The organism is Synechococcus sp. H60.3, from assembly GCF_047462295.1.
Taxonomy (GTDB): domain Bacteria; phylum Cyanobacteriota; class Cyanobacteriia; order Thermostichales; family Thermostichaceae; genus Thermostichus.
The window spans coordinates 1-13,042 of sequence record NZ_JANSIY010000073.1 but is presented as its reverse complement, the minus strand read 5'-3'; the positions used below and the strand labels follow the sequence as shown (position 1 = coordinate 13,042).

The 13,042-nt window shown below is 57.8% G+C and carries 12 protein-coding genes; 9 read left to right on the top strand and 3 right to left on the bottom strand.

The genetic code is table 11. From position 1 onward, the window contains the following. Window positions 1–1,220: imelysin family protein (locus tag NW841_RS08795; RefSeq protein ID WP_414386119.1), on the bottom strand; the 1,220-nt coding region annotated here is incomplete at its 3' end. 386 nt (window positions 1,221–1,606) lie between these two features. Between NW841_RS08795 and NW841_RS08790 the strand changes: the two genes are divergently transcribed. The 9 genes from NW841_RS08790 to pxcA all read left to right on the top strand — a co-directional run bounded on the left by NW841_RS08790 (window position 1,607) and on the right by pxcA (window position 10,280). Further along, the gene (locus tag NW841_RS08790; RefSeq protein ID WP_414371937.1) at window positions 1,607–2,641 is read left to right on the top strand and encodes a chlorophyll a/b binding light-harvesting protein; all 1,035 of its coding nucleotides are present in this window, start codon (window positions 1,607–1,609) and stop codon (window positions 2,639–2,641) included. Window positions 2,642–2,697: 56 nt separating this feature from the next. Then, entirely contained in the window at window positions 2,698–3,207 is a 510-nt protein-coding gene (fldA, locus tag NW841_RS08785; protein WP_099812754.1) for a flavodoxin FldA, read from the top strand. A 48-nt stretch (window positions 3,208–3,255) separates the two neighbouring features. Further along, the gene (locus NW841_RS08780) at window positions 3,256–4,836 is read left to right on the top strand and encodes a chlorophyll a/b binding light-harvesting protein (RefSeq protein WP_414386118.1); all 1,581 of its coding nucleotides are present in this window, start codon (window positions 3,256–3,258) and stop codon (window positions 4,834–4,836) included. A gap of 212 nt (window positions 4,837–5,048) precedes the next feature. Further along, a complete protein-coding gene (locus tag NW841_RS08775) occupies window positions 5,049–5,747 on the top strand; it encodes an alpha/beta fold hydrolase (RefSeq protein WP_414333699.1) in 699 nt (232 codons plus the stop codon). A 203-nt stretch (window positions 5,748–5,950) separates the two neighbouring features. Beyond that, a complete protein-coding gene (locus tag NW841_RS08770) occupies window positions 5,951–6,355 on the top strand; it encodes a universal stress protein (RefSeq protein ID WP_414333698.1) in 405 nt (134 codons plus the stop codon). 304 nt (window positions 6,356–6,659) lie between these two features. Continuing rightward, window positions 6,660–7,013 (top strand): ferredoxin-thioredoxin reductase catalytic domain-containing protein, encoded by a 354-nt coding sequence (locus NW841_RS08765; RefSeq protein WP_414366174.1) that lies wholly within the window; start codon window positions 6,660–6,662, stop codon window positions 7,011–7,013. Window positions 7,014–7,123: 110 nt separating this feature from the next. After that, window positions 7,124–7,240 carry a photosystem II reaction center X protein gene (locus NW841_RS08760; protein WP_011431389.1) on the top strand — a complete coding sequence of 39 codons (117 nt, stop codon included), beginning with the start codon at window positions 7,124–7,126 and terminating at the stop codon, window positions 7,238–7,240. Window positions 7,241–7,322: 82 nt separating this feature from the next. Beyond that, window positions 7,323–8,726: a glycosyltransferase gene (locus tag NW841_RS08755; RefSeq protein WP_414386117.1), complete on the top strand. Its 1,404-nt coding sequence runs from the start codon at window positions 7,323–7,325 to the stop codon at window positions 8,724–8,726. Between the two features lie 177 nt (window positions 8,727–8,903). Then, entirely contained in the window at window positions 8,904–10,280 is a 1,377-nt protein-coding gene (gene pxcA, locus NW841_RS08750) for a proton extrusion protein PcxA (RefSeq protein ID WP_414386116.1), read from the top strand. Window positions 10,281–10,490: 210 nt separating this feature from the next. Here the strand turns inward: pxcA and NW841_RS08745 are convergent, their stop codons facing one another. Together NW841_RS08745 and NW841_RS08740 are read right to left on the bottom strand one after the other, a co-directional pair. Then, a complete protein-coding gene (locus NW841_RS08745) occupies window positions 10,491–11,012 on the bottom strand; it encodes a DciA family protein (RefSeq protein WP_414378389.1) in 522 nt (173 codons plus the stop codon). A gap of 87 nt (window positions 11,013–11,099) precedes the next feature. Next, window positions 11,100–12,956: a mechanosensitive ion channel family protein gene (locus NW841_RS08740; protein WP_414386115.1), complete on the bottom strand. Its 1,857-nt coding sequence runs from the start codon at window positions 12,954–12,956 to the stop codon at window positions 11,100–11,102. Window positions 12,957–13,042: the final 86 nt, after the last annotated feature.

The following is a 13,042-nucleotide window of genomic DNA, read 5'->3' as shown; positions in this document are numbered from 1 at the left end:
TACTGCTGCAGAAGCGGCACAACTTCCTGAGCAAAGGTATCGAAAGCGTCTTCAATTTTTTCCATAGCGGCGGTAATAGATCCACGGGCATTGGCATCGCAAAGGCTTTTTTCGATAGGGTCAGGGATCCCCTGGAGAGCCGCCGCTGCTGCTTGTAACTCCGACTGAATTTGACTATCCAAATTGGGGTTGATGTCCCGGACAAATTGGCTGAGGCCGCGACCTTTTCTATCCCTAAATCCACCCAAGTAAGCATATTGGACGCTGCGCAGGTTGGCCTGAAACTCCGGCAGCGAATGGTGGGCAAAGCGGCTTTCCAAGAGAAAGGGATTTTGCCGGGCGAAGGCTTCGCCAATTTTGACCTTGCCCAGCTCGTCCAACATGCTGAGAATACCTTGGGCTATTTCTTCAGCAGCAGCTTGCAGCGTCAGGTAGCTCTTGCTGCCCTCCCCGGCTTTCACCCATTCTTCGCGAAAAGCAGGCAGCCCTTGCACGCCCTCTGTCCAGCTCTTGAGTAGCTTTTCCGCCGTATCCGCCAAAACCGGGCCAAGGGCAGCCAAGTACTCCCGATCCCGCTCGGTAAAGTCTTGCAAGGACTTATTGTTATCCACGCCAAAGAGCAGGAAGGCCACGGCATGAAATCCCTTTTGCCCGCTTTCCAACTCGGCCACGGTCTCTGGAGTGAGGGGATCGCCGCTGTTGAGAACTTCCAGCACCTCCACCTCGTTCAGGGGCCATTCGTCCAAATCCGCATCTAGCCCCAAGGAGGCCGCCGGCCCGAAGGCAAAAGCCTCGCTCTCCTCCCACGTTAGACGGGCAACAGACCAAGCCTGGCGAGCCGCTTGCAAAGTCTGGGAATTGGGATCTTGCACGAAGGCCTGGATGGCTTGAGACAGGGCCTGGGTATCGGCGGCCAACTGCTCATAGGCAGGGATCACCACCTGATCGGCAAAGTCGATCAAAATCTGCCGATCCTGAAACCGCTGCTCAGGAGAGAGCACAACGGCTGGCCGGCCAGAGCCCGCTCCTTCTTCTCCCCCTTCCCCACCCTCGCCGCCGCCATCCACCGGGATGGGCCGACACTCTGGGTTCATTTGAGCCGCCTGCTGGGGCGAGGCCTGGCTCAGGGCCGGTGGATCCTTTTGGCTTTCCCCGCAAGCAGCCCCGCTAACCAGAACATAAAGCCCTATCCCCGTCCACAGCTTCAGATATCTCGACATCTCCTCTGGGCTCCTTACCCCTCGGCTTGGCCAACTTTGGCTTGATTGTAACCTAGCTATTGAGACTCAATCTTAAGAAAAGAGAGATTTTTTACCACCGGTTGCCACGGGATCCCTCGCTTAGGCCCAACCCTTCAGGGACAACTGCCGCGCACAAAAGCTGTGGAAGGCGAAGTTAACCTGGATTTTAACAAAATTTAACCCCAGGTATATTGATATCTTCTCTCAAGAAGCCTAGAGTGAGTCACAGCTTGCTATTGAGACTTAATCTCAATAGTTGGTTGCGTGTCTCGAAAGGATGTGTCCGTGCGGCCAGAGGCGGGCCTGGGGCAAAGTCTCTGGCCTTTTCCCAAGCAAGCTTGTTTAGAAACGCAAGAGGAGCGAAGATGACAGCGACGATACCGAAGCAAGAAGGGGGATCTAGCTCGCAACACCAGATCCCCTGGTGGGCGGGCAACGCCCGTTTGACCGTTCTTTCTGGCCGGCTGCTGGGGGCGCATGTGGCCCATGCCGGGCTGATCGTTCTCTGGGCAGGGGCGATGACCCTGATCGAGTTGGCCAAGTTTGACCCCAGCCGACCGATGTATGAGCAGGGGCTCATTCTCTTGCCCCACCTGGCCAGCTTGGGGCTGGGGGTGGGATCCGGCGGGGAAGTTTTGGATACGGATATCTACTTTGCGGTGGGAGCGATCCACCTCATCAGCTCTGCCTTTTTGGGGTTTGGGGGCATTTTTCATGCCCTGCGCGGGCCGGCGGTGCTGGATCCCAAAGCTTTTCCCCTGTTTAGCTACGACTGGCAAGACAAAGACAAAATGACCACCATCCTAGGGATCCACCTAGTGCTGCTGGGCCTGGGAGCCTGGCTTTTGGTGCTCAAGGCAATGGTGTTTGGCGGGTTGTTCGACCCGGTGGCGGGAGAAGTGCGCCTAGTGGCTCCCAACTGGAACCCCTTTGGCCACCTGCTGGGCACGGAAGGTCGCCATTGGATAGCCGGGGTGGACACTTTGGAAGACGTGGTGGGCGGCCACCTCTGGCTGGGCCTGCTCCTGGTGGCAGGTGGGATTTGGCATATCGTGACCAAGCCTTTTGCCTGGGCAGAACGGATTTTTGTCTGGTCTGGGGAAGCTTATCTTTCCTACAGCTTGGGAGCTTTGGCCTTGATGGGGTTTATTGCCGCCTATTGGGTTGCCGTCAATCCCGTCGTCTATCCCGAAGTTTTCTATGGGCCGCTGCTGCGGGTGGGCTTGGATCGCTATCCCTTTTTTGAGCAAGGGGGGGCTCTCACATCTAGGGTTTGGCTGGCCAATGCCCACTTTTGGCTGGCCTTTTTCTTCCTTCAGGGTCACCTTTTCCATGCCCTAAAAGCACGAGGATTCAATTTCCGTACTGGCAGAGTAGAGCTTGCTGCGCAGCAGGTCTAACGACAATCTGGCCATCTAATTTTGGGCTTTGCACCTGCAGTTTCGAGGTAGGAGCAATGGCAAAAATAGGTCTATTTTTCGGCACTCAAACCGGAAATACCGAAAGAGCTGCTGAGATGATTCAAAAAGAGCTGGGCGAAGACAATGTGGATTTGATCGACATTGCCGAAGCCAGTATTGAGGACTTTGAAAAGTACGACTACTTAATTATCGGCTGTCCAACCTGGAACATTGGGGAGCTGCAGGCCGATTGGGATGGGTTTTTCCCCAATTTGGATGAAATCGATTTTTCCGGTAAGACGGTGGCCTACTTTGGAGTTGGGGATCAGTTAGGCTATCCCGACAACTTTCAAGATGCCATGGGGATCCTGGCCCAAAAAATCGCCGAGCGTGGCGGCAAAAATGTCGGCTCCTGGCCCACAGAGGGCTACGAGTTCAATGAGTCCAAGGGAGTGGTTAACGGCGAGTTTGTCGGCCTTGCCCTGGATGAAGACAATCAGCCGGAGCTGACGGAAAAACGAATTAAAGAGTGGACGGCCAAACTCAAAACACTCTTCAATCTGTAATCTCAAACCCGGCTTCTTAACTTGTTGTGGATACTGTGGGAGTTTGTCATGACTGGCGCAGTTCTATCTTCATCACCTACCTCTGCCGAGGGATCCCCTCAGGTCAGTTGGTTGGCAGGCAATGCTCGCTTGGTGAATCTGTCCGGAAAGCTGCTGGGGGCCCACGTGGCCCATGCGGGGTTGATCATGCTGTGGGCCGGCGGCATGACCCTGTTTGAGGTGGCCCACTGGGATCCGGCTCAGCCCATGGGCAGCCAAGGGCTGATCTTGCTGCCCCATTTGGCCACGTTGGGTATCGGCGTTAATGCAGAGGGGGTGGCCACGGATCCCTATCCCTTTTTTGTGGTGGGCGTTCTGCACCTGATTGCCTCGGCGGTGCTGGGGGCAGGAGGGATCTTCCATGCCCTTTTGGGGCCGGAGGTGCTGCCCAAAGGAGAAACCTTGGCCCAGTTTTTCGGCTACGACTGGGAAGACGACGACAAGATGACCACCATCCTGGGGATCCACCTGCTGCTGTTGGGGCTGGGGGCTTGGTTGCTGGTGGCCAAAGCGCTCTTCTGGGGAGGGCTGTACGATGCTCACCTGGGCCGCGTACGGGTGGTAACGGATCCCACCCTCAATCCGCTGCGGATCTTCGCCTACCTGACGCCGCTGATGGGCCAGCAGGGCATGGCTGCTGTGGATAACCTAGAAGATCTGGTGGGAGGGCACATCTACGTTGGCCTGCTTTGCGTCTTGGGGGGATGGTGGCACATAGCCACACGGCCCTTTGCCTGGGCCAAGCAGATCCTGATCTACTCGGGCGAAGCCTACCTCTCCTACAGCCTGGGGGCCCTGGCCTACATGGGCATCTTGGCGGCCTATTTTGTCAGCGTCAACGAGATTGCCTATCCGGTGGCTTTCTACGGACCGCTGGAGCTGGCTGCCGACGAGATGGGTGTGGTGAGCAGCCGCACCTGGTTGGCCACAGCCCACTTTGTCTTGGGGATCCTGTTTTTGGCAGGGCACATCTGGCATGCCATCCGGGCGCGGGCGGCAGCCAACGGCTTTGACTTCCAGCGCGGGGGCTGGGTGCGAGCCACAGATCCGCAGGTGGGCAACTTGGAGACGCCGGTAAACCAGGGGGATCTCACCCTGCTGCTGCTGCAAAACCTGCCCATCTACCGGGAGGGCTTGTCACCCTTTCTGCGTGGCTTGGAGATTGGCATGGCCCATGGGTACTTTCTGGTGGGGCCGTTTTACAAGCTAAGTCCGCTGCGGGATTCGGAGCAGGCCCTGACAGCAGGGACGCTGGCGACCATCGGCCTGGTGCTGATCCTGACGGTTTGTCTCTCCGTTTACGGACGGGTGTCCTTTCCGCGCTCGCGGCTGGTAGCGGTGGTCAATACCCCCTACGGCGAGGTGGCCTATCCGACGCCAGGGGTGCAACTGATGGCGGAATCGCAGGGATCCCCTCAGCCGGTGCGCCTGCCGGCAAGCTCGGAGGACTTGCCCGAAAACTTGCGCACCCGCGCCGGTTGGAGCCAGTTGGCCGGAGGGTTTCTGGTGGGCGGTGTTGGCGGTGCCCTGTTTGCCTACATGCTCTTGAGCAGCGGCGATGTGGTAGCCCAGATTTTGCCGGGGCTGTAAAGCAGGGTTGAGGCTTCTCAAAGCAGGGGAGGGGAGATCCTCATCCCCTCCTCTCTGTCCCGATCTGCCCGGTTTGGATAGTTCTGCCGATTTCTAGAACTCTTGTTTGTGAAGCTTTTGTCAGCCACCGGCTTCAATCTTTCGACAGTCGAAATGGGACGGCCAAAATGAGTTTAGGTTCCGCTTCCGCGCTCTCTTTTGAGGCACTTTATTTGGGTGTTTCTCCCAGTCTCAAGCTTTTCGACCGGCCTTTGCTGGGATCCCTGGGAAAATGTTTCCGTGTGGCCTACTGGGAGTATCACCAAACCCAGGATGAGCCCTGTAGTTTAGAGACAGTCGTGACGCTACTATACGAATACCTGAAGGCTTGGGATCGACCGGTGCACCTCATCGGCCATGGCTTGAGCGGGGTGGTCGCCTATCTTTTCGCGTGCCACTATCCACAACGGGTACGGTCTCTGACCCTGCTGGCAGTGTCCGATCAGCCTGCCGCTACCTGGCACGCCCATTTCTACCTGCAACGAAAAATGTTTTTCTGTAGCCGAGAACAGCTCCTGGTGCGTATAGCCCAGAGCCTTCTGCCCACTTCAGAACAGTGGCGAGCGCGCTCACTCTCCTATGCTCTGGCTAAAGACTTAGATACTTCCCCCATACCTCACTCCCTATTTCAGGTGATAGCGATTCCAGCTCGGAAAGTTTCGGTGCCGATGTTGGTTTGCGCCAGCAAGGATGACCCCATTGTGGATCCTGCTGCGCTCGAGAAGTGGAAAAACCACTTAAAGCCGGGGGATCAAATGTGGCTTTGCCCTGGAGGGCGACACTTTTTTCACTATTCTTTTCCAAGTTTGGTCAATCTGAAAATCATGGATTTTTGGCAGGAACTGCGCAAACTTCAGCCCAGCATGGCCTAAGGCGGCTGGATCTTCGCGGGATGATGGACATGGCCGCTCATTCAAACACTGGAGGAGCTCCGTTTGCCGCCCAGGTCGAGCCCCTCACAACAGAAAAACGGGCAGGGGTGGAAGGAGGCCATTGAGCTGCCGGTAGAATTGATAGAATGAGGCCAGCCCCCCGACTTGGATAGGGAATGGGCTTGACTGTGGGATCCGCGACTATGTTCGACAAACTGCTCTTTCCCATCGACAACTCGCGTGAGACCAGCCACGCCTTGCCCTTAGTGGCAGACATAGCGCAGCGCTACAAAAGTCAGGTGTACCTGCTCTCGGTTCTGGATGCTGCGGAGCTGGACGCGGAGCGGGCAGAACAAGCCCGGCAGAACATCCAGAACCTGCTCAAACAGACCGAGCTGGGCCTCCAGCAAATTGGCATCAGCAGCGTCAAGAGCGAGTATCGCGAGGGAAAAGTGCCCTTTGTCATCTGCGATGTGGCAGACGAGCTGGAGATCAGCCTGATCGTGATGGGATCCCGTGGCCTCAGCTTGTCTGCGGAGGGGCGGAACAACTCCGTCAGCCACCGGGTGATCGACCTCGCCCCTTGCCCGGTGCTGGTGGTGCCTTGAGGCAAGGGATCCCGGCAAGCATTCTCTGGTAGAGTACACTGAGGCTGGCTCTTGCTCAATCGAACTTGCCGAATCTAATGTTGCCTTGTGTAACAGCAAGGCAGCTACGATTTGTCTTGTCTAAAAGTCTGCAGTACAACGAAGAGCGAGATACAGCTTTCTCCGCCTCTGTGAGAATCCCGTGGAGGGGTGGGATCCCTGTCATGCAGAAGAAGCATCTGATTGGTATGAGCGTCACTCAGTGTTGCTGGGAAAAGCTGTAAGCTCCATTGCTATTCGTTAGTTCCACCCTTTAGGAAGCGTCATGGAAAGTCGTGGTTACAACAAGGCCTCCCAGAAGACCTTCGAGGTGATGCGGCATTTCGCAGAAACCTACGCCAAACGTACCGACACTTTTTTCTGCTCCGATCCTACGATTACGACAGCAGTGATCGAAGGCTTGGCTCTGCACAAAGAGCAATTGGGCGCTCCGCTCTGTCCCTGCCGCTTTTACGAAGACAAAGAGGCGGAAGTGAAAGCCGGCTATTGGAACTGCCCCTGCGTGCCAATGCGCGAGCGAAAAGAATGTCACTGTATGCTCTTCTTAACCCCAGACAACCCCTTTGCCGGCACCAGCCAAACCCTAGTGGAGGTGCCCCTAGAATACCAAACAAAATAACCGGCAAGGTGCCTGTCCTTGGAGGAAACGATCGGGCCGGGGAAGGGCGACAAAGATCGGTATAATCAGGGAATAGTTGGGTAGTTGCTATTCGCAGGAGGAGGAAACTTATGACTCCCTCACTTGCTAACTTTCTCTGGAGCTTGGTGTACGGCGCAGTGGTGCTAGGGCTTCTCTTCGGCGCCATTGTCTTCGTCAGCCAAAGAGATAGGGTGCGTCGTCGCTGAGTCTCCCGCTCGCCAGGGCTTGTCTGCGGATCGCCCACCGCCCCTTATGATCAAAAGCTGATCTGGCGACATCCTGGGAGCGTTGACCCACCCCCTGCATTACTGGCGGCAAAAAAACCGCTACTACCACGAGGATCTGGAGCGGCTACACCGCTTCTTCGTTCCTCCAGGCCTGCGCATTCTGGAAATCGGCTCCGGCACCGGATCCCTGCTCAATGCTTTGCAGCCCAGTTTTGGGGTGGGGATTGACTGGGACGCGGAGATTGTTGCCCAGGCGCAGAGGCAGTTTCCCCACCTTCACTTTCGGGTTCGGGATGCCCACACGCTGGACAAGCAGGATCCCGTCTTAGCGGAGCCCTTTGACGTTATTTTGCTCGTCAATACCCTGGGCTACCTGACGGATATTCAGCAGGTTCTTGAGCAGTTGCGCCGTTTTTGTACCCCGCGCACTCGCCTGCTCCTCTCTTACCACAACCCCCTCTGGGAGCCGCTGCTGGGCCTGGCGACTGTCCTCAAGCAGCGCATGCCCTTGCCGGCAGCCAACTGGCTCTCGGCAGGTGACGTGGCCAATTTGCTGCACCTGGCAGGGTACGAGGTCATTCAGCAGGGCAAGCGGCTGTTGCTGCCGCGGCGGATCCCATTGCTTTCGACGCTGATCAACCGCTTCATTGCCCCCTTGCCCGGGATCAACGCCCTCTGCCTGACTGAATACACGATCGCCCGCCTCCAGCCCGATCCCGCCTGGGATCCCCCCCCTGAGGAGCAACCTTCTTGCACGGTGGTGATCCCGGCCCGCAACGAGGCGGGCAACATCCGCCGCTGTGTGGAGCAGTTGCCCGAAATGGGATCCCGAACCGAGATCATCTTTGTGGAGGGGCATTCCAGCGACGACACTTGGGCTGAGATCCAGCGGGTTCAGGCCGAATACCAGGGGATCCGCACTATCCAAGCTCTCCAGCAAGAGGGCAAGGGCAAGGGAGATGCAGTGCGCAAGGGGTTTGCCGCAGCCAGTGGCGATGTGCTGATCATTCTCGACGCCGACTTGACCGTCCAGGCGGAAGACCTCCCCAAGTTTTTCCGGGCGGTGGCCTCCGGGCGGTGCGACTTTGCCAACGGCTGCCGCCTGGTCTATCCCCTGAAACCAGAAGCAATGCCGCGCCTTAACCAGTGGGCCAATCGTTTTTTTGCCGCTCTCCTCTCCCACATTCTCGGCATCCGCATCAAAGACTCCCTCTGCGGCACCAAGGCCCTGTGGCGAGAGGACTATTGGCAGATTGTCAAGCTGCGGCAAGAGTGGGGAGATTTTGACCCGTTTGGGGATTTCGACCTGTTGCTGGGGGCGGCCAAGCGCACCCTCAAGATCTTGGACATCCCCGTGCGCTACTTCCCCAGAACCTATGGCCGCTCCAACATCCAACACGTGCGGGATGGGCTGCGGCTGCTGCAGATCTGCGCTTTTGCCCTCAAGCGCTTCAAGGGATCCTGAGCCCTAACCCCTTCAGCACGGTTTTGATCCAGACAGGCCGCTTCCCCATCCGGATCCCTGCCCAGCCTCCCAGAAGTTGTTACAATCCAGAAGTTGTTACAATAGTTAGCTATTGAAAAGTGTATGGATCAGCCCTGAGAAAAACCGCCACAGGAAAAAACAATGGGGGAATCCGTATTGAGCAGGCTCGGCCAGTGGATCTCAAGTACTCCCCTACGCTCCCTCAATCGAGCCTATGAAGCTGCCCTGCGCATCAAAGCCATCGAAGACCGCTACTTTCAGGGGGAATCCATCGGCAGCAACGGAACCCACGGCCAAAACACCAGCCGCTACTTTCAGATCCAATTGCGCCAGGAATTGCGCCAAATCGATCTTAGTTTAGCCGAGTTCAGGGCCAGTAGCGTTTTTTCTCGCCTGCCGGATCCCGCGCAAAATGGCAGCGGCCCTCCCTTCTCTTCCGACAAAGATCAGGCCAAAGAGGCCCCCGTCGGCCCTTCCGAAAACGACGGCAAAGACGCTGCAAATGGCCGACAAAGTCGGGATCCCTCTATCTTGGAGAAGCTAGAGTTTATCGATCAGGTGACCTCGCGATACAAGCGCCCCGCTGCACAACCCAAGTTCACCTCCCCTCCGCCCAAGTCTCAAGAGCAACAAGAGCAACCAGAGCCCCTGACCTCAAGCCAGCCGGAGCCCTCCGACCCCTCCATCAAAACCAATCTTGCTAAGACAAACCCCGACAACAGCAATGCCCCGGTTGCCTCTAGAACGGCCCTCCTGCCCCGCTCCATCCTGCGTACGGCCAACCAGATCCGCCGTGAGCTGGGTTCGCAAGCGGAAGAAGAGCTACTGCAGGAGTATCGCAGCCAACGCACACGTACACTGGTGGCAGTTCGGTTTTTGCTGCTGTTGGCCATTTTGCCGCTGCTGGCCCAGATCTTCTCAAAACAGTTCCTGTTCGGGCCGTTGGTGGATCGCTTTCAGCCGCGGCAGCCCACCATCTTGGCTCTGAGCTACGAATTTCAAGAAAAGGCCCTCTCCGAGTTTGAGTTTTTCAAGGAAAAAATAGAGTTTGAGCGGGCCTTACGCCACCAATCTCCAGAGCTCGACCTGGAATCCGAAGACCAACTGTCCAGGAAGGCAGAGGAGTTGCTGCAAAAATACAGCCGTAAGAATTTGGAAGGCCTCAAGAACGTCCTCGCTGACGTGCTATCGCTGCTGGTGTTTGGCTGGCTGATCTTTATCGGACGCGAGGAAATTGAAGTTCTCAAGTCTTTTTTGGATCGCCTGATCTATGGCCTTAGCGACAGTGCTAAGGCTTTTATCATTATCCTCTTCACCGACGTGTTCGTCGGCTACCACTCTCCCCACGGCTGGGAGGTGCTGCTGAGCAGCTTAGCTGACCACCTAGGTTTACCAGAAAACCGCAATTTTATCTACGGCTTTATTGCCACTTTTCCCGTTTTTCTCGACACACTCTTTAAGTACTGGATCTTCCGTTACTTGAACCGTGTATCGCCGTCGGCAGTGGCCACCTACCACGCCATGAACGATTGAGGGTTCGCAGTTGCCTTCATTGGAGAATCCAGGCCGCTGCCCTCACCCCCAGCCCCTCTCCCAGAGGGAGCAGCCCTCACCCCCGGCCCCTCTCCCAGAGGGAGCTGCCCTCACCCCCAGCCCCTCTCCCAGAGGGAGAGGGGAGCTGGGGAGCGGCCTAACGAGTCGTTTCGTTGCCGTTGGAAACAGCCCTAATTTGAGTTCCCTGAGTTAGCTGCGCAGGCGCAAGGACTGGCGATGGCAAAACCCGCAGACAAACCAACGCTCCAGTTCGGCGGCAGGGGTAGGGCAGCCACAGGCGGGGCAAGGGAACAGATTTTGCTGAGTCTGCCGTTGTTTGACCACTCTCGCCCAGCGCTCGAAAGCCACTTTCGGATCCGAGATGGGCTGTTTGGGGGGAGCGTTGCGGCAAGATCCAGGGCGTTGTCCATCTTGGGCAGCGAGGCGGGGGGGGCCATAAAACTTGCTGGTCAACTCCGCATCAGGGTGGGGAGCGACCGGGTTGGATCCTTCGTGCCAAGCGCCGGGGCTAAAGCGAATGTCGCTGAGGGGGGGGTGCAGGCGGCTGTTGAGTTTTCTGAGAATGAGTTGGCGTTGTAAGGTTAAGTTTTGCGCCCAGGACGGGGTAGAGGTGGCTACCTGCAGCACCTGGCGGCGCACGTTGAGGGGATGGGTTTGCGCTGCTACCGCCTCTCCCACCACTTCCGGCCAAAGCTGCCTTAGGAGCTGCATTTGCTTCAGTTCAGCCCAACACGGATGGCTGCCAAAGCTACCCAGTGCCTCATCTAACCGTCGCAGCATGGTGTCGATAGGGATAGCTCAGGAAACGCCGTTTTGGTCTTCCAGCGATTTTGCCGCTTCGCTGAGGGCGGACTGGATGGAAGCGGCATCGGGCAGGGAACGGGAGCCGCCATTGAGGCTGACAAGTCCCTCCAGGCTGCGAATGTGAATATCCTGCTGCGGGAAAGGAATGCGGATCCCACGCCGCCGAAACTCGGCCTCGATGGCGAAGTTCAGCTCGCTGATCAAGACAAATTGATCCTGGGGACGGTTGATCCACACCAGCAGCTCAAAGTTGAGGGAAGAGGGGCCAAAAGACTTGAGCCAGACTTGGGGGGCGGGGCTGCTCAACACCCGAGCATTTTCTTTGGCAGCGCTGAGCAGAGCTTCGGTAACCAGGGCAGTATCGGAGCCATAGGCCACGCCGACGGGAATGTGAATGCGACAGCGGGGATCCCGGTAGCTCCAGTTCACCACCTTTGACTCGGTGAAGCGGGAGTTGGGCACAATCACAAAGATGCGATCCAAAGTGCGCAGGACGGTGGCCCGCGGGCCGATGCGCTCCACGGTGCCGAGCAGGTTGTCCACTTCCACCAGATCCCCGATTTGGATGGGGCGCTCCAGCAAAATAGCGATGTAGCTGATGTAGTTGTTGGAGAGGTTTTGCAGGCCAAAGCCGATCCCCAAACCCACCGCCCCGGCAATCACCGCCAGGGATCCCAGATTCAGGCCGCTGAAGGGCAAGACCAAGAGGATCCCGAACAGCGTGAGGATGTACTTGAAGATGGCCGTTGTAGACTCCTGGGTGCCCAGATCCAGTCCCAGCCGGCTCAGAAACCGCTGCTTAAAGCCAACGCTGACGTAGTGGGCAACGGTGAAGACCAAAACGGCCAGCCCAAAGAAGACCAGTAAGCTGGCAATGGAGACGCTGGAATTGGGCAGCGGTTGGGTGAGGACGCCCAGCGCCGTGGCCACCACCCGCCCCAAGCCCAGGTAAAAAGCGCGCTGAAACGGTCGCAGGGCGGGTATGAAGCTGATGCCGCGATCCAGCGAGATGCCGGCAATGAGAATTGCCCCCACGCCTCGCAGGAGCACTCCCCCAATGTCGATCCAGGTTCCCCAGGCCGGGCCGGCCTGGAGCTCCAGCCACCTCTGCAGGCGAACTAGGCTGCGGTCGAACAGCCGCCAGAGAAAGAACCCCAGCGCCAATGTGGCCAGACCGGCCAAGATGGTGAGAGCCAGCACGCGCGGATCCTGCGCCCGCTGCAGATCCAGCCGATCCTGCCGGTACTCGGCAATGGCTTGTTCCAGCCGTCGCGCCCAAGTGTTGGCCACCAGACGCACGTCGTTGAGGCCCACCTGGCCCAGCGGCACCCTGCGCTCGGCGGCGGCATCGGCATAGGTGACGGTAAACAGATACCGCTGGGTGGCCTCAAAGCGGCCCCTTTCTCCCAGGCGGAGGACGTACTGGCCATTGGCATCCTGGGCCACCCGCACCTCCGGCTCTGGCAACTGACCTTCTTCCAAGAAGCGCTCAATGATGGCCCGCACGTTATCGGCCCGCACATCGCTGGGGTACTCTGCCGTCTGCAGGCGAAACACCGGAATGTTCCCCACCAAGACTTCTGTGCCCTCTTGGCCGGTAAAGGAGATCCCCAGTGGGCTAGGGGTCGGGGAGGGGGATCCCTCAGGAGTTGGCACTTCGGCAGGGGTGGGGCCGGTTTGGAAAAAGCCGGGATCCCGAAATTCAAGGGCCTGAGCCACCGGGATCCCAGCAGCCTTGGAGACCGGAGCAGGCAGGAGCCAGAGGCCGATCCCGGCTATCAGCCCCACCGCCAAGGCCGATCCCTTCAGCAGGACAGAGTCTCGAATGGCTCGTTGGACACGAACGTCCATTGTCTCGGGGATCCCTAGGATGCTGCTGTAAGCCTATGGTGGCACAAGCAAATCCCGATTTTGGCCGATCCAAGCGAGGACTTTAA

Excerpts from the sequence above, each read along its gene's own strand:
- NW841_RS08770 (WP_414333698.1), top strand. The coding sequence starts at position 5,951 with ATGTTCGACAAACTGCTCTTTCCCATCGACAACTCGCGTGAGACCAGC.
- NW841_RS08760 (WP_011431389.1), top strand. The coding sequence starts at position 7,124 with ATGACTCCCTCACTTGCTAACTTTCTCTGGAGCTTGGTGTACGGCGCA.
- NW841_RS08745 (WP_414378389.1), bottom strand. The coding sequence starts at position 11,012 with ATGCAGCTCCTAAGGCAGCTTTGGCCGGAAGTGGTGGGAGAGGCGGTA.
- NW841_RS08765 (WP_414366174.1), top strand. The coding sequence starts at position 6,660 with ATGGAAAGTCGTGGTTACAACAAGGCCTCCCAGAAGACCTTCGAGGTG.
- NW841_RS08790 (WP_414371937.1), top strand. The coding sequence starts at position 1,607 with ATGACAGCGACGATACCGAAGCAAGAAGGGGGATCTAGCTCGCAACAC.
- NW841_RS08780 (WP_414386118.1), top strand. The coding sequence starts at position 3,256 with ATGACTGGCGCAGTTCTATCTTCATCACCTACCTCTGCCGAGGGATCC.
- fldA (WP_099812754.1), top strand. The coding sequence starts at position 2,698 with ATGGCAAAAATAGGTCTATTTTTCGGCACTCAAACCGGAAATACCGAA.
- NW841_RS08740 (WP_414386115.1), bottom strand. The coding sequence starts at position 12,956 with ATGGACGTTCGTGTCCAACGAGCCATTCGAGACTCTGTCCTGCTGAAG.